This window comes from Acidovorax sp. Root402 (assembly GCF_001425125.1).
GTDB classification, from domain to species: domain Bacteria; phylum Pseudomonadota; class Gammaproteobacteria; order Burkholderiales; family Burkholderiaceae_C; genus Acidovorax; species Acidovorax delafieldii.
On record NZ_LMDQ01000002.1, the window covers coordinates 62,816 to 83,100 of the forward strand.

The 20,285-nt window shown below is 63.8% G+C and carries 18 protein-coding genes and 1 riboswitch; of the genes, 10 read left to right on the top strand and 8 right to left on the bottom strand.

Annotation, left to right across the window (positions count from 1 at the left end):
• The first annotated feature begins 17 nt into the window (after window positions 1-17).
• Window positions 18-1,535 (top strand): NYN domain-containing protein, encoded by a 1,518-nt coding sequence (locus ASC83_RS03050; protein ID WP_056057911.1) that lies wholly within the window; start codon window positions 18-20, stop codon window positions 1,533-1,535.
• 3 nt (window positions 1,536-1,538) lie between these two features.
• Here ASC83_RS03050 and ASC83_RS03055 read toward each other — a convergent pair whose 3' ends face one another.
• A complete protein-coding gene (locus ASC83_RS03055) occupies window positions 1,539-2,597 on the bottom strand; it encodes a PfkB family carbohydrate kinase (protein WP_056057914.1) in 1,059 nt (352 codons plus the stop codon).
• Window positions 2,598-2,733: 136 nt separating this feature from the next.
• Here ASC83_RS03055 and ASC83_RS03060 point away from each other — a divergent pair, with 136 nt between their 5' ends.
• From ASC83_RS03060 to ASC83_RS03080, 5 genes are all read left to right on the top strand, one after another.
• Complete coding sequence (locus ASC83_RS03060) at window positions 2,734-3,747, top strand: sugar ABC transporter substrate-binding protein (protein ID WP_056057916.1); 1,014 nt, start codon at window positions 2,734-2,736, stop codon at window positions 3,745-3,747.
• Between the two features lie 165 nt (window positions 3,748-3,912).
• Window positions 3,913-4,872 carry an ABC transporter permease gene (locus ASC83_RS03065; protein WP_055393070.1) on the top strand — a complete coding sequence of 320 codons (960 nt, stop codon included), beginning with the start codon at window positions 3,913-3,915 and terminating at the stop codon, window positions 4,870-4,872.
• A gap of 2 nt (window positions 4,873-4,874) precedes the next feature.
• Entirely contained in the window at window positions 4,875-5,681 is an 807-nt protein-coding gene (locus ASC83_RS03070; RefSeq protein ID WP_056057919.1) for an ATP-binding cassette domain-containing protein, read from the top strand.
• A gap of 3 nt (window positions 5,682-5,684) precedes the next feature.
• On the top strand, window positions 5,685-6,137 hold the full coding sequence (locus tag ASC83_RS03075) for an RbsD/FucU family protein (protein ID WP_056057921.1): 453 nt from the start codon (window positions 5,685-5,687) through the stop codon (window positions 6,135-6,137).
• 13 nt (window positions 6,138-6,150) lie between these two features.
• Window positions 6,151-7,392, top strand: a complete 1,242-nt coding sequence (locus ASC83_RS03080) for an ROK family transcriptional regulator (RefSeq protein WP_055393077.1) — start codon at window positions 6,151-6,153, stop codon at window positions 7,390-7,392.
• A gap of 189 nt (window positions 7,393-7,581) precedes the next feature.
• Here the strand turns inward: ASC83_RS03080 and ASC83_RS03085 are convergent, their stop codons facing one another.
• Genes ASC83_RS03085 through ASC83_RS03110 form a run of 6 tightly spaced genes read right to left on the bottom strand, consistent with a single transcriptional unit; the run spans window position 7,582 to window position 14,846 of the window.
• The gene (locus ASC83_RS03085; protein ID WP_056057924.1) at window positions 7,582-8,391 is read right to left on the bottom strand and encodes an HAD-IIB family hydrolase; all 810 of its coding nucleotides are present in this window, start codon (window positions 8,389-8,391) and stop codon (window positions 7,582-7,584) included.
• Window positions 8,392-8,424: 33 nt separating this feature from the next.
• Entirely contained in the window at window positions 8,425-9,483 is a 1,059-nt protein-coding gene (locus ASC83_RS03090; RefSeq protein ID WP_056057927.1) for an acyltransferase, read from the bottom strand.
• Window positions 9,473-10,432, bottom strand: a complete 960-nt coding sequence (locus tag ASC83_RS03095) for a glycosyltransferase family 2 protein (protein ID WP_056057931.1) — start codon at window positions 10,430-10,432, stop codon at window positions 9,473-9,475. Before ASC83_RS03095 ends, ASC83_RS03090 begins: the two co-directional genes overlap by 11 nt.
• A 10-nt stretch (window positions 10,433-10,442) precedes the next feature.
• Complete coding sequence (locus ASC83_RS03100) at window positions 10,443-10,790, bottom strand: EamA family transporter (RefSeq protein ID WP_056057932.1); 348 nt, start codon at window positions 10,788-10,790, stop codon at window positions 10,443-10,445.
• Window positions 10,783-13,203 carry an acyltransferase gene (locus tag ASC83_RS24260; protein ID WP_056057936.1) on the bottom strand — a complete coding sequence of 807 codons (2,421 nt, stop codon included), beginning with the start codon at window positions 13,201-13,203 and terminating at the stop codon, window positions 10,783-10,785. Before ASC83_RS24260 ends, ASC83_RS03100 begins: the two co-directional genes overlap by 8 nt.
• Before the next feature lie 14 nt (window positions 13,204-13,217).
• Entirely contained in the window at window positions 13,218-14,846 is a 1,629-nt protein-coding gene (locus ASC83_RS03110; RefSeq protein ID WP_056057939.1) for a peptide chain release factor 3, read from the bottom strand.
• A gap of 176 nt (window positions 14,847-15,022) precedes the next feature.
• Window positions 15,023-15,102: riboswitch (S-adenosyl-L-homocysteine riboswitch) on the top strand.
• Window positions 15,103-15,175: 73 nt separating this feature from the next.
• On the opposite strand from ASC83_RS03110, the gene ahcY reads away from it, so the two are divergent.
• The 4 genes from ahcY (at window position 15,176) to ASC83_RS03130 (ending at window position 19,157) form a co-directional block, all read left to right on the top strand.
• Window positions 15,176-16,609, top strand: coding sequence for an adenosylhomocysteinase (gene ahcY / locus ASC83_RS03115; protein ID WP_056058155.1), 1,434 nt, complete (start codon window positions 15,176-15,178; stop codon window positions 16,607-16,609).
• A gap of 150 nt (window positions 16,610-16,759) precedes the next feature.
• The gene (locus tag ASC83_RS03120) at window positions 16,760-17,746 is read left to right on the top strand and encodes a TlyA family RNA methyltransferase (protein WP_056058158.1); all 987 of its coding nucleotides are present in this window, start codon (window positions 16,760-16,762) and stop codon (window positions 17,744-17,746) included.
• A complete protein-coding gene (gene metF, locus ASC83_RS03125; protein ID WP_056057942.1) occupies window positions 17,743-18,594 on the top strand; it encodes a methylenetetrahydrofolate reductase [NAD(P)H] in 852 nt (283 codons plus the stop codon). Before ASC83_RS03120 ends, metF begins: the two co-directional genes overlap by 4 nt.
• A 176-nt stretch (window positions 18,595-18,770) precedes the next feature.
• A complete protein-coding gene (locus tag ASC83_RS03130) occupies window positions 18,771-19,157 on the top strand; it encodes a septal ring lytic transglycosylase RlpA family protein (protein ID WP_369816936.1) in 387 nt (128 codons plus the stop codon).
• A 33-nt stretch (window positions 19,158-19,190) separates the two neighbouring features.
• Here the strand turns inward: ASC83_RS03130 and ASC83_RS03135 are convergent, their stop codons facing one another.
• Window positions 19,191-20,078: a 23S rRNA (adenine(2030)-N(6))-methyltransferase RlmJ gene (locus tag ASC83_RS03135; RefSeq protein ID WP_056057949.1), complete on the bottom strand. Its 888-nt coding sequence runs from the start codon at window positions 20,076-20,078 to the stop codon at window positions 19,191-19,193.
• Window positions 20,079-20,285 lie beyond the last annotated feature (207 nt).

Here is a 20,285-nt window from a genome sequence, read left to right on the forward strand (position 1 = left end):
GAACACCGCGAGCATTTATGGCATCCCCCTCCGACAGCATCAGCATGGCCCTGTTTTGCGACTTTGAAAACGTCGCCCTGGGCGTGCGCGATGCGCAGTACGAAAAGTTCGACATCAAGCCCATCCTGGAGCGCCTGCTGCTCAAGGGCTCCATCGTGGTCAAGAAGGCCTATTGCGACTGGGAGCGCTACAAGGGCTTCAAGGCCACCATGCACGAGGCGAATTTCGAGCTGATCGAGATCCCCCATGTGCGCCAGTCGGGCAAGAACTCGGCCGACATCCGCCTGGTGGTGGACGCGCTGGACCTCTGCTACACCAAGTCGCACGTCAACACCTTCGTCATCATCAGCGGCGACTCGGACTTTTCGCCGCTGGTGTCCAAGCTGCGCGAGAACAACAAGCAGGTGATCGGCGTGGGCGTGAAGCAGTCCACGTCCGATCTGCTGATTGCCAACTGCGATGAATTCATCTTCTACGACGACCTGGTGCGCGAAAACCAGCGGGCCCAGGCCCGCCGCCAGAGCCCTGGCAGCAACCCGCCACCAGCACCCCGTCGCAGCCCCGAGGAGGAGCGCAGCCGCAAGGAAAGCCAGGACGCACGCCGCACCCAGGGCGTGGAGCTGGCGGCCGAAACGTTTGAAGCCCTGCTGTCCGAGCGCGGCGACACCGGCAAGATCTGGGCCTCGGTGCTCAAGGAGGCCATCAAGCGCCGCAAGCCCGATTTCAGCGAAGGCCGCTACGGCTTTCGCACCTTTGGCAACTTGCTGGAGGAAGCGCAGGCGCGTGGGCTGCTGGAGTTTGGGCGCGATGAAAAATCGGGTGCGTATGTGTTCCGCAGCCACGGTGGGCCGACTGCCGCCGCCGCGCCCGCGCGGCCTGAAGGAGCCGGTGAGCGAGCCAGCCAGGGCGGCGCCACGCGGCATGACTTTCATGCGGTGGCGACGGCACCCGATCTGCGTTCTGACAGTGGCGAAGGGCAGGGCGCGCCGGGCCGCAGCCGGGGGCGTCGCGGTGAGGGCGCAGACCGCCCCGACACCCGCTCCACGCAGCGCAGCGAGCCGCGCAATGACTCGAACCAGGAGCCACAGGCGTCCGAGCAGGCGGATGTGCCGTCAGAGCGCCCGGCCAGCCGCTATTTCAGCCAGCCGGTGGCCCACGAGGCCGGGCCATTGGAGCGGGTGATCGACAGCAGCCCTGAGCAGGATGCGCGCACCGAAGCGTTGGATGGCTCCGAGGCCCCGGCAGCGCAGATGCCTGCTGAGAACGATGGTGCCGAGCCTGCAGCCCCTCGCCGCAGCCGCGCTCGCAGTGGAGGCGGTGCCAAGCCAGCTGTCAGCGCCCCCAAGGCTGCTGCTGCGCCCCGAGCGCGTGGCGCGCGTGCCGTGGCGGATGCGGGCGGTGCTACAGCTGCCGAGGCATCGGCTTCTGTGGCCGACGCACCAGCCGCTGAGGCACAAGACGCGGATCCCACCAAGGCGGCCGCTCCCCGTCCACGCAGCCGGGCCCGCAAGCCGGCCGCCAAACCCGCCGAGTAAGTGTTATTGGCCGGCTGCGGTCGCTGAGCGCCGCAACGCCAGCCGCTCTTGCACTTCTTCGTAGCGGGGCGGCGTGCAGCCCGCCCGCTCCACGCAGTGGCTGGCGCTGGCCAGCGCATGGTGCAGCACGGCGCGCAGCCGGGCCTCCGCAACGGGCGCCGTCAGGCCACCCGGGCGCAAGGTCAGCGCTTCTTCGCCCCGCTCAGGCCCTGCCAGCCAGGCGGTGATCAAACCCGCCAGAAAACAGTCGCCTGCACCCACGGTGTCCACCACCGTGATCGGCGCTTCTTCGCGCGCATGCACGGCCAAGCCGTCGCGCTGCAGCAGCCAGGCACCTTCCGGCCCCAGGGTCAGGGCGAGCCATTGCGCCTGTGTTTGCTGCTGCAAATAGTGGGCGCGTTCCAATGCGTTGGCGCCCGGAACGGCCAGCGCCTCCAGGTCATCGTCGCTCACCTTGATGAGGTGGGCGTGCTGCAGGGCGGCCATCACATTGGCGCGGTAGGCCTCCGCATCGTCCATGGCCGACAGGCGCAGGTTGGCATCGACCACCACCATGCGGCCCGCTGTGCGTTGCGCCGCCAGCCAGGGCAGGTAGATGGTGGCGTCTTGCGCCACCAGCGCCAGGCAGCCCGTGGCCACTACTTGCAGCTCTGGCAATGCGGCGCAAGCAGCCGTCAGCGCGGCGGCCGTCACCTGGCGGTCGGCCACGCCGTCGCGGTAGAAGCTGTAGCTGGCCTTGCCCTCGGCATCCAGTGCGGCCAGCGCCAGCGCGCTGGGCGCACGCACCGGCGTGGGGGAGGCCAGGGCCACGCCCGCATCGTGCAGGCCGCGTGCCAGTTGTCGCCCCAGCATGTCGCCCGACAGCGGGTTGAGGTACAGCGTGCCCACCCCTTGCAAACCCAGCGCTCGCGTGAGGTTGTACACCGCGCCGCCCGCGCAGGGCTTGAGGCGGCCATCGGGCTCTTCGATCAGGTCAAACAATGCCTCGCCCGCCGTGGCCACGCGCAGCGGCGGTGCGGTGTGGGCGGGGCTGGAGTCGGCGGACTGGATAGGGAAAACCATAATTAAATCCACTTGATTTATTAACTTGTCGGCCACTATAGTTCGATCCCATCCACCCGACAAGAGTGGTTCACCTGCCAGCCGCGCAGCACGGGGCCGACAGGAATCTGCCATCCCAAAACCCGGAGACAACGCCATGCAACGCACCCCCGCTTTCGCGCTTTCTGCCCTTGCCCTCACCGGCGCCCTGGCCTGTGGCCTGGCCCAGGCACAGACGTCCGAACCCGTCATCGGCCTTATCACCAAGACCGAGACCAACCCCTTCTTCGTGAAGATGAAAGAGGGCGCCACGGCCGAGGCCAAGAAGCTGGGCGCCAAGCTGGTGTCGGCGGCAGGCAAGACCGATGGCGACAACGCGGGCCAGGTCACGGCCATGGAGAACCTGATCGCCGCAGGCGCCAAGACCATCCTCATCACCCCCAGCGACGCCAAGGCCATCGTGCCCGCCATCAAGAAGGCGCAGGCACGCGGCGTGATGGTGATTGCGCTGGACAGCCCCACCGAGCCCATGGATGCGACGGATGCGCTGTTTGCCACCGACAACTACAAGGCGGGCGAGCTGATCGGCCAATACGCCAAGGCCGCGGCTGCAGGCAGGAAGCCCGTGATCGCCACGCTGGACCTGTTCCCCGGACACCCCGTGGGTGCGCAGCGGCACAACGGCTTTCTGAAGGGTTTTGGCCTGCAGGCGAATGACGCCAAGAGCAATGAGCTGTCGCGCCCCGCCGAAGTGGTGTGCATGGCCGACAGCTTTGGTGACCGCGCCAAGGGCCAGACCGGCATGGAAAACTGCCTGCAGAAGAACCCCGACATCAACATCGTCTACACCATCAACGAGCCCGCCGCTGCCGGTGCCTACAACGCGCTCAAGGCCGCAGGCAAGGAGAAGAACGTGCTCATCGTCTCGGTGGACGGTGGCTGCGCGGGCATCGCCGACGTGGGCAAGGGTGTGATCGCTGCCACCAGCCAGCAGTACCCGCTGCGCATGGCCGCGATGGGCGTGGCGGCAGGCGTGGAATACGCCAAGACCGGCAAGAAGGTCAGCGGCTACACCGACACCGGCGTGACGCTGATCGCTGCCAAGCCCATGGCGGGCGTGGACAGCAAGGATGTGAAGACCGGCACCGACCTGTGCTGGGGCGCCAAGTAAGAGCCGTTCTCAAAACTCTTCTGGCGTCGTTGCTGCGTCTTGTCGTACTACCGTACTGCCTGCGACGCAGCGCCTAGCCAGAACCGCTTCGCTGAGTTTTGCGATCGGCTCCCAACCGTCAACTGCTTTCTGAGCGCCACCTTTGTCCACTCGCACGGAGCCGCCATGTCCTCGACCGCTTCCAAACTACCGCCGCTGGCCACGCTGGGGCCGTTCATCGCGCTGATCCTGGCGTGCGCCTTCTTTGCCACGCAGAGCGAGCGTTTTCTGTCGGCGCAGAACTTCGCGCTCATCCTGCAGCAGGTCATGGTCGTGGCCGTGATCGCCATTGGCCAGACGCTGGTGATCCTCACGGCGGGCATCGATTTATCGTGTGGCATGGTCATGGCGCTGGGCGGCATTGTGATGACCAAGATGGCGGCGGACTACGGCCTTTCGGCCCCCGTGGCGATTGCCTGCGGCATGGCGGTGACCATGCTGTTCGGCCTGATCAACGGCCTGCTGGTCACCAAGATCAAGCTGCCGCCCTTCATCGTCACGCTGGGCACGCTCAACATCGCGTTTGCCGCCACGCAGCTGTACTCGGGCGCGCAGACCATCACCGACATCCCCGCTGGCATGACCGCACTGGGCAACACCTTCCAGCTGGGGCAGACCGCCATCGTCTGGGGCGCGGTGCTCATGCTGGTGCTGTACCTCGTCACCTGGTTTGCGCTGCGCGAAACCGCGCCGGGCCGCCACGTGTACGCCGTGGGCAACAGCCCCGAAGCCACGCGCCTTACCGGCATTGCCACCGACAAGGTGCTGCTGGGCGTGTATGTGCTGGCGGGCCTGTTCTACGGCATCGCGTCGGTGCTGTCGGTGGCCCGCACCGGTGCGGGCGACCCGAACGCGGGCCAGACCGAAAACCTCGATGCCATCAGCGCCGTGGTGCTGGGCGGCACCAGCCTGTTTGGCGGGCGCGGCATGATTTTGGGCACGCTGGTGGGGGCGCTCATCGTGGGCGTGTTCCGCAATGGGCTCACGCTCATGGGCGTGTCGTCGGTGTACCAGATCCTCGTCACCGGCATCCTCGTGATCCTGGCCGTGGCCACCGACCAACTCTCGCGCAAAGGAGTGCGTTGATCATGACCACCTCCCCACACACCACGAACGCCCCGCTGGTCATGCAGGCCAAGGGCCTGGTCAAGCGCTATGGGCAGGTCACTGCGCTCGATGGTGCCGACTTTGAACTGCGCGCCGGTGAAATCCTGGCCGTGATCGGCGACAACGGCGCGGGCAAGTCGAGCCTCATCAAGGCGCTGTCGGGCGCCACCGTGCCCGACGAAGGCGAGATCCTGCTCGACGGCCAGCGCATCCAGTTCAAGAGCCCCATCGACGCACGCCGCGCGGGCATCGAAACCGTGTACCAGGACCTGGCCGTGGCCCCGGCCATGACCATTGCCGAAAACCTGTTCCTCGGCCGCGAACTGCGCCGCCCTGGACTGCTGGGCAGCGCTCTGCGCATGCTCGACAAGAAAAAGATGCTCGAAGAAAGCGTGGCCCGCATGGCCGAACTGAAGGTCGGCATCCGCTCCATGACGCAGGCGGTGGAGACACTCTCTGGCGGCCAGCGCCAGTGCGTGGCCGTGGCGCGGGCGGCAGCGTTTGCGCGCCACGTCGTCATCATGGACGAGCCCACCGCCGCCCTGGGCGTGAAGGAGGGCAACATGGTGCTGGAGCTCATCCGCCGCGTGCGCGACAAGGGCCTGCCCGTCATCCTCATCAGCCACAACATGCCCCATGTGTTCGAGATTGCCGACCGCATCCACATCGCCCGCCTGGGTAAGCGCGCCGCCGTCGTCAACCCCAAGAAGATCAGCATGAGCGATACCGTGGCCGTGATGACCGGTGCCATGTCCGCGTCTGACCTGCCCGCTGAATGCCTGGCCTGAACCATGCTGAAAAATATCGATCCCCTGCTGACCCCCGACCTGCTCAAGGTGCTGGCCGAGATGGGCCATGACGACGCCATCGTGCTGGCCGATGCCAACTTCACCGCCATGAGCCTGGGCGCGGGCAAGCCCGTGCTGCGCCTGCCCGGCATTGGCATGGCGCGTGCCGTGCAAGCGGTGGCCAGCGTGCTGCCATTGGCGCAAGACGTGCCGCACCCCGTGGCCTACATGCAGGTGGGCGGTACCGAGGTGCCGTACCGCTCAGCCCTGCAGCGCGAAACCATGGACGTGCTGGCACGCGAGGGCGTGGCCAGCGCGCAGGCCGAAGGCGTGGAGCGTTTTGCGTTCTACGAGCGCGTCAAAAAGGCCTATGCCATCGTCGTCACTGGCGAACTGCAGCCCTGGGGCAACTTCCTGCTGCGCAAGGGCGTCATCGGCGACACTCTGAACGCCTGATCGTTTCATCACCATGCTGGACACCGACGCATCCCTACCCGCCGTTGACAACACTGCCGCCAGCCCCGCGCTGCTGCGCCAGCGCGGCTCCAATCACGTGGGGCTGCGCCAGTTCAACGAACGTGTGGTGCTGCAGGCCCTGCGCACCCACGGCAGCCTCGCCAAGGCCGAGATGGCGCGGGTCACGGGCCTCACGGCGCAGACCATCGGGCTCATCACTGCTCGGCTCGATGAAGACCAGCTGCTGCGCCGCGAAGCCCCGGTGCGCGGCCGTGTGGGCCAGCCTTCGGTGCCCATTGGCCTGAACCCCGACGGCGCCTTTGCCATCGGCATCAAGATCGGCCGCCGCAGTGCCGACTGGCTGCTGGTGGACTTCACCGGCCATGTGCGCGAGCGCATCGTGCTCGACTACGCCTTCCCTGACATCGACGTGCTGTTGCCCGCCATCCGCACGCACCTGAACCAGCTGCTCGACGGCCTGGGTCCGCTGCGCTCGCGCGTGGTGGGCGTGGGCGTGGCCGCGCCGTTCCAGCTCGGCGGCTGGCACCGCATGCTGGGGCTGACCGAGGCGCAGTCCGAAGCCTGGAACAACATCGACCTGGCCGAGCAGGTGCAGCAGATGACCGAGCTGCCCGTGAGCTTTGCCAAGGACACCTCCGCCGCCTGCGTGGCCGAGCTGCTGCAGGGGCGCGGGCGCGACATCCCGAGTTTTCTGTACCTGTTCATGGACACCTTTGTGGGTGGCGGGCTGGTCATCAATTCGCACCTGCATCGCGGTCTGCATGGCAACGCGGGTGCGGTGGCCTCGCTGCCGCTGTCACCCGCCCAGCCGGGCCAGGCGCCCGCGCAGCTCATCAGCCAGGCCTCCCTGTGGGAGCTGGAGCAGCGCTTTCGCGAACACGGTCTCGACCCCATGGCCGCCTACGACAAGCGCGTGCTGCAGGCCCCGTGGCTGGAACACAGCCGGGGCTGGATTGCGCGCGCTGCGGCGGGCCTGGCGCACTGCATCGTCTCGGCCACCGCGTTTTTGGATCTGGACGCCGTGGTGGTCGATGGCGCCGCAGCCCCCGAGCTGCTGCAGGCCCTGTGCGAGAGCGCCCGCCACGCGCTGGCCGACTACAACTGGGAAGGCCTGCACCAGCCCCCCCGGCTGGAGCTGGGCACCATGGGCTCGGACGCCCGCGCGCTGGGCGGAGCGCTGCTGCCGCTGCATGCGTGTTTTGCGCCGGATACCGATATCTTCCTCAAGGCTTGATGGTTGTGCTATTGAAATAATAGCTATCACGGCATATTCCACTAGCGGAGGTGGCGTTTTCAGTCAAAACTGCTTCCTGGAGGTCTTGCGTACACTGTGCCCTCCTGGGAGCGCTGGCCCAGTTGCGTCGATCAGCCAGGGGCTGTGGCGACTGCGCCCTGTTGCCTGCTGCGCTTGCTTCGCTGACAGTCAGCGGCCCGCCAGAATCGCCCGCGCCACTTCGGCAAACCCCGCGCCCCGTTCGCCCTGCGTCACATAGCGTGGCAGATGTGTGAGCTGCGGGGCAAACCGCGCGATATTGGCCACACCCACGCTGTGGGTGAAGTGCTGGAACATCGCCTGGTCATTGCCCGAGTCGCCCACAAACACCCAGCGGTCCAGCTCCTGCGCCAGGTCGCGGCCCAGCAGCTCGCGCACGATCCAGTTGGCACCCTGCCATTTATTGAAGTCCCCAAAGCAGCCATGGATGTGGATGCTGCTCACCGTGGTCTGCATGCCAGCGCGCTGCAGCACAGCCAGCACCTGCTCCACGGTGTCGGGCGCGTGCCGGTCGAACTCTGCGTAATCAAAGGCCAGGTCCGTCTCACGCCCGGCGCTGTCGCGGCTGAGGGCGACCCCTGGCACTTCCGCAGCGACCTGGGCGGCGATCTCACGCATGCGCGCCTGGTTGGCACTGCGCGTGGCGGCGTCTTGCTGGTAGCGCTTGACCAGCGTTGGTTGAGCGCCAGAGCTGCGGGTAAATGCCACGGCACCGTTCTCTGCCACCATGGCATCGACAGGCCAGGTCGAACCGGCAGGCCCCGCCATGAAAGGCTCGCACCAGCCAATCGGCCGTCCGGTGATGGGAATGACCACCAGGCCCGCGGCCTTCAGGGCGGCCAGCGCCTGCAGCGCATCGGGCGTGATGGCGCCCTCGGTGGTCAGGGTGTCGTCGATGTCGGTGAATATTCCCGCGATGGTGGAGCGAGCGGCCAAATTCCAGTGAGGCAGGGGCAGCATGTGGCAAATGCAGGAAGTGTTCTGGCCTGATGATCAGCGCGCAGCTTGCAGGAGGGGCCTCTCGATGCAGCGGAACCACAGCATGCTGATGCCAACAATTGCAACGGGAAGACCGAGCAGGAAGAAGAGCAATGACTGCGGTTCCGAAATACCAAGGGACATGCGCATTCGACCGCTGGCATCGAGCAGGAAGGTGTGAAGCAGATACAAACTGTACGAAGCATCGCCCACCGCTACCAGCCAGGTGGGCGGTGAAAACCTGGTTTGCTCGAGGCACAGGGCAATGACTAGAGTGGCAACGCCCACCACCCCGAAGCTCGCCGCCCGCATGACTTCGACACGATCAAAAAACGGCGACATGGAACCTACCGCAAAGCCCGAGGCTATCAGCAGGAGGCACAACGGGATGGTGGTTTGACGTGTTCGAAAGATTGGAGCGCGTCTGTCATAGGCGTGGGCGACCAGTGCTCCTGCCAGGAACTCCAGCCCCAGTCCGGTGAGTCCATACCGTAGCGGTTGGTTGCCTTCAAACACACCTTGCGGGTCGATGATGACCCATGCGATGCCCCAAGCCGCGAGTACCAGCATTATCAAAACGATGGCTTTGATCCGATATCGCGTCGGAACGACTGCAATGGGAATGATCCACAGGTAGAAGTAGATTTCCATCGTCAGCGACCATGCTGGAGGCAGCCAGTTGTCCCAAATGTTGGGGTACAGCAGCAGTGTGCTGAAAATTATCTTCTGCAGTGGTGGCAGGCTCTCCTGGTATGTCCAGACTGTCGTCAGTGCGATGAGCAGCAGAACGGGCCAATAACCCAAATAGATGCGTCGCAACCGCTTCATCGCGAAAGGCTTGATGCCGCTCTCAGGAATGGTGCGCAGGGCCGAGCGGTAGACCACGAAGCCGCTGAGTGTGAAAAAAATGTCTACCCCTGAGAAGCCCCACCGTGTGATCGTGCTGGTTGCAGACAATATCGGCGACAGATCCCAATGAGGGTGCATGTGGAAGAAGAGCACCATCAGCGCAGCAATGCCACGCAGGGCTTGGATCCAGTGCAGGTCGGTTTTGACAGCGGTATCAGTCCTCATCGGATAACTCGGGACTGAGAGCCTCGCGCGGCACGTTGCTCACGTCATAGTGCAAAAAAGCAATCAAAAACTGAATGCCGATAATGAGTGGCAGTGCGGCGAACATCACAGTTCCGCTGGAAGCGGGAACTCCGGTGGCCATTCCGTGGAGCCAATGAAAGCCACCGAAGGTGATGCCTATTAGGCACAACAATGCGCCTAGGACGCTGTATAGGCTACCGATATTGAAATCCCGCAGGAGATACAGGTACACGTAGCGCTTGATAAGCCGAGAAATATGCTTGCCCAAAAACTCAGGCAGTATTTTGGAGACCTTTAGATTCGACTCTTCGGATGCATAGACTGAATCCATGGGAACGTCGTGTACGACCGCTCGAATGGTATTCAAGTGGTAAAGCATATCTGTTTCGAAAAAATACCGGCGCTCCAGTTTCGCAAGCGGTAGTTGGCGTAAAACCGCTGTATGAATAGCGGTGTAGCCATTGGTCGGATCCATTGAAGACCAGTAGCCGCAACTGAACTTGGTCATCAAAGATAGCACCGCGTTGCCAAACATCCGCACTGGAGGCATGCCGTGCAGGGATTCGGGCCGATAGAAGCGATTGCCCTTTGTGTAGTCGGCTTGCCTGCGTATGAGAGGTCGTACGAACAATGGGAGCAGCGCTGGGTTCATTTGTCCATCACCGTCAATCTTGACTACGATGTCCATCCCATCGGCGATAGCGGCTTCGTAGGCCGTTACTACGGCACCGCCCACGCCCCGGTTCTCGGGGTTGTAAAGTACGCGGACGCGAGGGTCCGAGTTGTGCTTTTCAATAAAGCGGCCACTGCCGTCAGGACAAGCGTCGTCTACAGCGTAGATGACGTTCACTTCGGGCCCAATGGCGGAGATGACCCCGAGGACATGCTGCAATACCTTGTAGCAGGGAATGGCGACAGCAATGCGCATTTTCGTTTTCTCAGCTGGTGGAGGCCAACGCCACGCCTGCCATGATCAGCGCACCGCCAGCCAGCGTGCGCCAATGCAGAGGCTCGCCAAGGAACATCCAGGCCAGCGTTGGAACGATGAGGAATGCAAGGCCCATGAAGGGGTAGGCAAGATGCAGGGGTACATTGCGCAGAATCCATACCCAGCCCAGCGTTGTGAGGCCGTATAGAACCAGCGACGCGATGAGCCAGCCATTGAAGACAAACGCCTGCCATGTCAACGGCGCTGAGAACGCTCCGGACGCTTTCTTGAACAGGATTTGCCCAACGCTGATGGACAGCACGCAGAGCAGTGTGAGCGCTATGGTGACGTTAGGCATTTTCTTGCTCCGATGTCCGGCAAATGATGGGGAGCAAAACCAGCGGTGCAGTGAAAAACGCCAGAAGGTACCGGTATTCCCCCGCGATCGAAAAAATGAAAACGGCGGCCAGTTGCAGGGCATATGTTCCTGCAATCAGTGCAACGACCTTGTCGCGTTGTTTCATCGTGCGGCGAAGCGCCACTGCCAACAATACGAGCCCGCCCCAGGGTGCCCACAGGATTGCGCGATGCTGGATGGAAAAGTCATACCAGGCATGGAGATGTTTGCGCAGCGAGAACTTCAAGGGCTGGACACTGGATATGGACTTGGTGTACGGCAGTATCTTGCTGGTCTCGGAGGGGTCGGGGATGCCGCCATTGGCCATCGCCGCATACAGGAAGATATTGACACGGCTGGCCATGAAGGCGGGGAAGTTGTGCCACAGGTTGTATTTGAAGAACTCCTTGAGGATGGTTCTTTTGGATTTGTCTGAGAGCGACATAAGAGCGGGGCCCGTGGGAAAGAAGATCAATGGGTCCCAGTAGTAGTGGTCGTAGAACTCACGGATCTTGTCCAACGATTGGCCCGTAGAGGTCAGCGCATCGACTGTTTTGGCTGTGACGCGTGGTTGGTCGTGTTCCCACAGCCCCATAGGCCGGTGCTCCAGGAAACCCACCGTTTCATACAGTGCGAGCGGGAATATCGAACCGATAGGGTTCTTGTACTTGTAGATGAACTGGCTGCCAAAGCCGACGATAAGCCAAGGGACGATGACCAAGCTCATGCGGATTCTGTAGGGCTTGGACAGTACCCAAGTCAATCCCGCAAGCGGTATTAGATTCAACACGCCGTTGGGTCGCCCGAAGATTGCAAACGGTATGGTGACGAAGAAGATCAGCAACGACGATAGATCCACGCTGCGGTTGCGGATGCTCCTCCACACTTCGAACATCATGCCGCTGAGCGCAATCGCATAGATACCGTCCGAGTAGAAGCTGCTGGAGTAGTACACGACGCTGGGCGCCAGTGCGACAAAGATGAGGCAGTAGGCAAAGCTCTTCCACATGCGGCGCGCCAGCATCCAGGCCAGTATGCGTGCGCACACTGCTGCACAAATCAGCATCTGCAAAGCGATCGGAACCTCGACCCGCCCTGTTGCGCCGTAGGTGAGCAGCGCATAGAGATACCAGAATGCCGGCTTGTTGGCTTGGTGCACGCGATCGGTATCAACCTCCAGCATGATGGCAAGGCTGTCTTGCCCCAGAATTCCGGGCCAGGAGGCGACGAGCCAGGCGGCATACACGACGCCAATCAACGCCAAGACGAAGGCGAAGTACTGCAGTTCGGACAGCGCCAGAAAGCGGGTTTTGACGGCGCGCACGGCCGACGCGCCAAACCACACCTGCGAGGACGACGGCTTGAATCTCAAAGCTTGCTTCTCCACCAGATGCCAACTGGCGTAGGCCAGCACCACGGTAATGGCAAGCGATATGCAGAGCGTTCCTGTGAATCCCAGCTGGGGCCATCCATACTGAATGACGGTTTGCTGGATGGGAAATGCGAACAGATAAATGCCATACGAAGGATCTCCCCACCGGCCAGCGCGCCGGATGTATGCCGTGGCTTGAGTTCCGGAATAAATGATGAAAAACGGCAGCCCTAGCAGCAAAGCGCTATGCCGCCAGCCCGCCATCCACACGGAGGCAGTTGCAAGGGCGATGGCTCCGCCCCACAGCACAGGCCGACGGCGCCAGTACGGCTCCAAGGTGTAGAGCGCGGCGCCGGCCAAGAAGAACGCACTCAGCTCACGACCGTGGTGAACCGTGCCGGTCACGTCGGGATTGCTGCGGGCGAGAAACCAGCCGATCAGAACCGCAATGCTCAAAAGCAGCACGGGCCGGTACTTCAACAGACCAATCAACCCCGCTAGGCCCAGCGCAATGTAGCAGCGTACTTCGATGGGAATGGTCCACAGCGACCCATTCACGCCGAGGCGATAGGGGTTGTTCTCAAACACCCCGGGCAGCACGAAATGGATCTTCATCCCCAGCGCCTGCAGGTAGTTGGCCGTTGCGCGGTGTGTCAGGTACTCCTTCAACGGAAGTTGCGTGACCCAGGCGCCCAAGACATAGGCGGTCAATACCACTGCGACGGTAAGGGCTGGCCAGATGCGTAAAAAACGACGAAGCCCGAATCGCCAGAGGTTCGGATCCCTCTGCCAACTGGCATTCACCAGATACCCGCTGAGTACGAAGAAGATGGTGACCGCCAGCCCGCCCAGGCTGTGGATGCCGAAGAAAGACGGCTCCATCTGGCCCGTAAGCGCGAAGTGGTGGCTGTATAGCACCATCGTCGCGGCCACGATGCGGATCGCGTCGAAGTTGTTACCCGGGTGGGTGGCTGGGGATGGCACCCCCGTGTGGGCCTTCATGGAACTCGGGGCGCTCATGCGCTGGCCTGCAAAGCCAACCCCGCATGCTCCCGCAGAGGATGGAAGTGGATCTTCGGAAACCGCTCCTGCGCCAGCCGCACGTCGTAGGGCGAGGTGCAAAGGTACGCCAGTGTGTCGGCCGCATCGTGCGCCAGCCGCAGTGGGTAGGCGTCGGTGAACGCGCGCAGGTCGGCGGCATTGTCGGCCGTGATCCAGCGCGCGCCCGTGTACTGGCAGCCTTCCAGCCGCACGTCGGCGTCATACTCGGCCTTCAGGCGGTGTTGCACCACTTCAAACTGCAACTGGCCCACGGCGCCCAGCAGCATGTTGCCGCCGGCGTCGGGCTTGAAGACCTGGATCGCACCTTCCTCGCCCAATTGGGCCAGGCCCTGCTGGAGCTGCTTGGTGCGCAGCGGGTTCTTGAGCACGACAGTCATGAACATCTCGGGTGCGAAGAACGGCAGGCCGGTGAACTGCAGGTTGGCGCCGTCGGTGATGGTGTCGCCCAGCTGCACGCCGCCGTGCGTGGTGAAACCGATGATGTCGCCTGCATAAGCTTCTTCGACGGCCTCACGGCGCTGGGACATGAAGGTCACGACCGAGGTGGGACGCAGTTCCTTGGCGGTGCGCTGCACCTTGAGCTTCATACCCGGCGTGTACTTGCCGCTCGCCACGCGCACGAAGGCGATGCGGTCGCGGTGGTTGGCGTCCATGTTGGCTTGCACCTTGAACACCACGCCAGCAAAGCCTTCGTCTTCGGGCTGGATGGTCTTGACCACGGGCTGTTTGTTGACTTCGAGCGTGCTCACGCGCGGGCCGGGTGGCGGTGCCATGTCTACCAGTGCGTCCAGCACCTCCATCACCCCGAAGTTGTTCACGCCGGAGCCAAAGAACACGGGGGTCAGCTTGCCGGCCAGGAAGGCCTCGTGGTCCCATGCGGGGGATGCGCCCACGGCCAGCTCCATGCTCTCCAGCGCGGCGTCAAACTCGGCGCCGAAGCGCGCGCGCAGTGTGGTTTCATCCGACAGAGGTATGGATTCAAAGTCCTGCGGGCGGCGTTCGCTGCCGGACTCAAACACCGTCATGGTCTTGGTGCGCAGGTTGATGATGCCGCCGAAGGCCTTGCCCTGGCCTACGGGCCAGGTCATGGGGCAGCAGGGCATGCCCAGCTCGCGCTCCACTTCGTCCATGATGTCCAGCGGGTCGCGTACTTCGCGGTCCATCTTGTTGACGAAGGTAATGATGGGCGTGTCGCGCTGGCGGCAGACTTCGATCAGGCGGCGCGTCTGCGCTTCCACGCCGTTGGCGGCGTCGATCACCATCAGCGCCGAATCGACTGCGGTGAGCACGCGGTAGGTATCTTCCGAGAAGTCCTTGTGGCCGGGTGTGTCGAGCAGGTTGATGACATGCTCGCGGTAGAGCATCTGCATGACCGACGAGGCCACCGAGATGCCGCGCTGCTTTTCAATTTCCATCCAGTCGGAGGTGGCGTGGCGGCTGGCCTTGCGGCCCTTCACGGCGCCGGCGATCTGGATCGCGCCCGAGAACAGCAGCAGCTTTTCGGTCAGCGTGGTCTTACCCGCATCGGGGTGGGAAATGATGGCAAAGGTGCGGCGGCGCCGGGTTTCTGGGGCGTAGGACACAGGGGTTCCTGAGTGGGATGGAGCGGGGCAGCGTGCCCTGCACAAGAATCTGGGGGCGGGGCCTGCGGGGAGGCCACGAGGTCTGCGGTCGCGGGATTTTACTGTTCCGTGCAAGGCTGGGGGATGGATTGCCCCGCTGGCGTAGCGCCGGGCGAGCACTTGCTTTTATAATCCGCCGATCCGAGGAGCGTTGCAGCGTCCCCAGCACAGGCGGGGCGTGAGGCTCGGAGTCATCTAGCAACGACGCTCATCCACTTCGCGTGCGGTGAGTCGTATCGACCATCCCCTTCGCGCAGTGGCTTTTCAAACATGCTTTGGAGCACACCATCATGAACGCACGCGTCAACGCCCCGGTCAACACCGACTGCATCATTGCCGACATCGGCCTGGCCGAATGGGGCCGCAAAGAGATCCGCATCGCCGAAACGGAAATGCCCGGCCTCATGGCCATCCGCGAAGAATTCGCCGCCAAGCAGCCGCTCAAGGGCGCGCGCATCACCGGCTCGTTGCACATGACGATCCAGACCGCCGTGCTGATCGAAACCCTGCAGGCGCTGGGTGCACAAGTGCGCTGGGCATCGTGCAACATCTTCTCCACACAAGACCACGCCGCGGCCGCGATTGCTGCCGCTGGCACGCCCGTGTTCGCCATCAAGGGCGAAACCCTGGCGGAATACTGGGACTACACCCACCGCATCTTTGACTTCGGCGCTGCCGGTACCGAGGGCGAAGGTCCCAATATGATCCTGGACGACGGCGGTGATGCCACGCTGCTGATGCACCTGGGCAAGCGCGCCGAAAAGGATGCATCACTGATCGCCAACCCGACCAGCGAAGAAGAAACCTGCCTGTTCAACGCCATCAAGGCCAAGCTGGCCGTGGATCCGACCTGGTACAGCCGCAAGAGCGCCCACATCATCGGCGTGACCGAAGAAACCACCACCGGCGTATTGCGCCTGAACGAAATGGCCGCCAAGGGCAGCCTGATGTTCCGTGCCATCAACGTGAACGATTCGGTGACCAAGAGCAAGTTCGACAACCTGTACGGTTGCCGCGAATCGCTGGTGGACTCCATCAAGCGCGCCACCGATGTGATGATCGCCGGCAAGGTCGCCTGCGTGGCGGGCTACGGTGACGTGGGCAAGGGCTCTGCCCAGGCGCTGCGTGCCCTGAGCGCCCAGGTGTGGGTCACCGAGATCGACCCCATCAATGCCCTGCAGGCCGCAATGGAAGGCTACAAGGTCGTGACGATGGAATACGCTGCCGACAAGTGCGACATCTTCGTGTCTGCCACCGGCAACAAGAACGTGATCCGCTACGAGCACATGGCCGCCATGAAGGACGAAGCCATCGTGTGCAACATCGGTCACTTCGACAACGAGATCGATGTGGCTTCGCTGGAGAAGCTGCAGTGGGACGAGATCAAGCCCCAGGTGGACCATGTCATCTTCCCTGACGGCAAGAAGATCACGCTGCTGGCCAAGGGCCGCTTGGTGAACCTGGGTTGCGCCACTGGCCACCCCAGCTTCGTGATGAGTTCCAGTTTCGCCAACCAGACCATCGCGCAGATCGAGCTGTTCACCAAGCAGGACGAGTACCAGGCTGGCAAGGTCTATGTGCTGCCGAAGCACCTCGACGAGAAAGTGGCGCGCCTGCACCTCAAGAAGGTGGGCGCCATGCTGACCGAACTCACTGACGAGCAGGCCGCCTACATCGGCGTGTCCAAGCAAGGCCCCTACAAGGCCAACACCTACCGCTACTGATCCCTGTGCAGCGCGCCCCGGCGACGGGGCGCGCGCACGGTGGTCTGGCGCCGTTGCTCGGAGCAATGTCTGATTGCTCTTTAATTGATAGCTGCTGGCGCATGATTCACTAGCGCTACCAGCCGATTTGACTCTAAAAGGATGGGCGCGATGCGCGCAGATGTATTTTTGGTGGAGCGTGGCCACGCTGCCACGCGCTCGCAGGCGCAGCGCCTGATTGCCTCGGGCGTGCAGTGGCGCCTGTCGCCGCTGGCGCCCTGGCAGAAGGTGGTGAAGAACGGCGACGACATTCCGTCAGTGGCCGAGGTGCAGCTGCTGGACGATGCAGAAGCCAAGTACATCTCGCGCGGCGGGCTCAAGCTGGAAGGCGCGCTCAAGGCGCTGGGCCTGTCGGTGGCTGGCCTGCGGTGCCTGGATGTCGGGCAGAGCACAGGCGGCTTTACCGACTGCCTGCTTCAGCAGGGCGCTGCCCAGGTGATTGGGGTGGACGTGGGCCACGCCCAGTTGCACGACCGGCTGCGCAGCGATCTGCGTGTGGTGTGTGTGGAGGGCGTCAATGCCCGCTCGCTCACGCCCGATGCGTTGGTCCAGGCTTGTGAGATGGCCCTGTCCGAAGTCATCGAGCCCGAAGAAGACAACGAGACCCAACCCGAGGCACCCTACAGCTGGATGCGCAATGGTGGCTTGGTGGACGAGGCGTACGACGACAGCGACGACGCCAAGGACCAGGACATCGAGGCCTTCAAGTCCGAGCGCGCGCAGCGCGCCCAGGGAACGCTGCCGGTGGAACGCCGCCGCCGGCCCGAGTGCGCCGATGTGGACATCACACCAAGTTTTGCGCTGGTGACCGGCGACCTGTCTTTCATCTCGCTCACCCTGGTGTTGCCTGCGTTGGTGCCGTTGCTGGCGCCTCAGAGCGACCTGGTCATGCTGGTCAAGCCGCAGTTCGAGCTGCAACCCGGGCAGGTGGGCAAGGGCGGTATCGTGCGCGACGAGTCCTTGTATGCGGTGGTGGAGCAGCGCATCCGCGATTGCTGCGCCGCGTTGGGCCTGGAGGTGTTGGCGTGGATTGATAGTCCCATCCAGGGCGGCGATGGCAACCGAGAATTTTTTGTACACGCAAGGAGAGCCGCATGAATGCAGCCCACGCGCAAGGCACCGGGTTCCCGGTGAGTTTCGAGTTTTTTCCGCCCAAGACGCCTGAAGGCGCCGACAAGCTGCGCGTGGCGCGCCAGCAGCTGTATGCACTGCATCCGGACTTCTGCTCGGTGACCTACGGCGCAGGGGGCTCCACGCAAGAAGGTACGTTTGGCACGGTGCGAGAGATCCTGTCCGAAGGCGTGGGTGCCGCCTCGCACTTTTCGTGCATCGGGGCCACGCGCCAGTCGGTGCGCGAGCAGCTGGCCACACTCAAGGCCATGGGTGTCAAGCGTCTGGTGGCACTGCGCGGCGACCTGCCCAGCGGCTATGGCGCGGGCGGCGAGTTCCAGTACGCCAGCGATCTGGTGGCCTTCATCCGCGCCGAAACGGGCCGCGACTTCCACATTGAAGTGGCAGCCTACCCCGAGGTGCATCCCCAGGCCAGGTCGCCCGAGGCAGACCTGCAGGCCTACGTGACCAAGGTGCGTGCGGGCGCGGACTCCGCGATCACCCAGTACTTCTACAACAGCGATGCATATTTCCGCTTTGTGGAAGACGCGCACCGCCTGGGCGCTGATGTGCCGGTGGTGCCGGGCATCATGCCCATTTCCAGCTCCACGCAGCTGATGCGTTTCTCGGACGCCTGTGGTGCCGAGATTCCGCGCTGGATCCGCCTGCGCCTGCAGTCGTTTGGGGACGACACCGCCAGCATCAAGGCGTTTGGCCTGGATGTGGTGACCGACCTGTGCGACCAGCTGCGCACGGCTGGCGTGCCCGCGCTGCACTTCTACACCATGAACCAAAGCGCCGCGACCCTGGAGATCTGTCGCCGGCTGGGGATCTGATGGCGGGGGGCACACAGCCTCCCGGGGCCCATCGCGGCGCTGCCCTGCGGGGGCTGCTGCGGCGAGCGGTGGGTCTGTGGCTGCTGTGCAGCGCTTGCACTGCTGTTCAAGCCCAGGGGTTGCAGGCAGAGCCGGATGCGCTGGCCCCTAATCTCTTGTCCGTGCCGGGCGAGGCCATGCTGATGGATCCCCCGGCCAAACCGGAACCCAGCACTCCTGCCGGGTCGCCGCTCAGCCTGGAGGCGGATGAGGTGGGCCTTGCCTCATGGTACGGGGCGCAGTTCCACCGGCGGCGCACTGCCAGCGGGGAGCTGTTTGACATGCGAGCGCTCACGGCCGCGCACCCCACGCTGCCCTTTGGCTCACGCGTGTGCGTACGCAGCCAGGCCACCGGGCGCACGGTGATCGTGCGCATCAACGACCGTGGCCCGCACACCCGCAACCGGGTGATTGACCTGAGCCGGGGCGCCGCCGAGGCGCTGGGCATGGTGGGCCTGGGGCTCAAGCCGGTGGAGCTGTTCGCCCTGCAGGACGACGACAAGGACTGCCCGGCGGCGCCTTGACGCCAGGCTTTGAACAGGTTCTTGGGAGGCCGGTCAGCCGCCCGATTCGAGCGTGTGGGTGGCGTGTTTGTCCTGCGCCAGCAGCTCGGCCATCTGGGGCAAGGCGTCTTTGAGCGCGGCCTTCAGCGTGTAGGGCGGGTTGATCAGGAACATGCCGCTGGCGGGCAGGCCTGGGCGCTTGGTGTCGCCGGTGACGGTTTCCGTGATCTTGCTTGACTTGACGGTGAGCGTGGCGTGCAGCCAGCTTTTGCCCGCCTTGGTGGCCAGCGTTTTCAGGCGGCGGGGCAGGTCGTGGGCTTCGGGGCGCGGAATGATGGGGTACCAGAACGCATAGGTGCCCGTGGCAAAACGCTTGAGCGAGTCGGCCGCCATGTCGAGCACCTTGGCGTAGTCGCTCTTGATTTCATAGCTGGGATCGCACAGCACCAGGGCGCGTCGGGCCGGTGGGGGCAGGAACTTTTTGATGCCCTCAAAGCCGTCCTCGTGCAGCACGGCCACCTGGCGGCCCGCCTCCAGCTGGGCCACGTTGCCGGCCAGCGCGCGCAGGTCGGTGGGGTGCAGCTCAAACAGCTTGAGCTTGTCGTGGTCGCGCAGCAGGCGCTGGGTGATGAAGGGCGATCCGGGGTACACGCGCAGCGCCTTGCCCTGGTTGAAGGCGCCCACCATGTCCACATAGGCCTGCAGGGCGGAGGTGAGGGCGGGGGTGGTTGGCGCAAACAGCCGGGCCACGCCATCGGCGGCTTCGCCACTGGTGCTGGCATAGTCCCCGTCCAGCCGGTACAGGCCCGCGCCCGCATGGGTGTCCAGCACGGTCAGCGCCGCGTCTTTTTCGGTGAGATGTTGCAAGGCGGCAATCAGCACGGTGTGCTTGAGCACATCGGCATGGTTGCCTGCGTGGAAGGCGTGGCGATAACTGAACATGGCCCAATGGTAACGAGTGTGTTGTGCCAGGGGGGGGCTCCCGTGTCCGGGCGCGGCACAATCGGGGGGGCGTGTGGTGGCGGGAGACGTGATGTTTTTGGCAGACAGGCCGCACTTTGTTAGCCATTTGTTGCCAAATCCGGCGCGGCCATGCTTCATGATCGCGCCTGCGGCGGGGTCAGCGTTTCGCCGTCGCCGTAGTTGCCT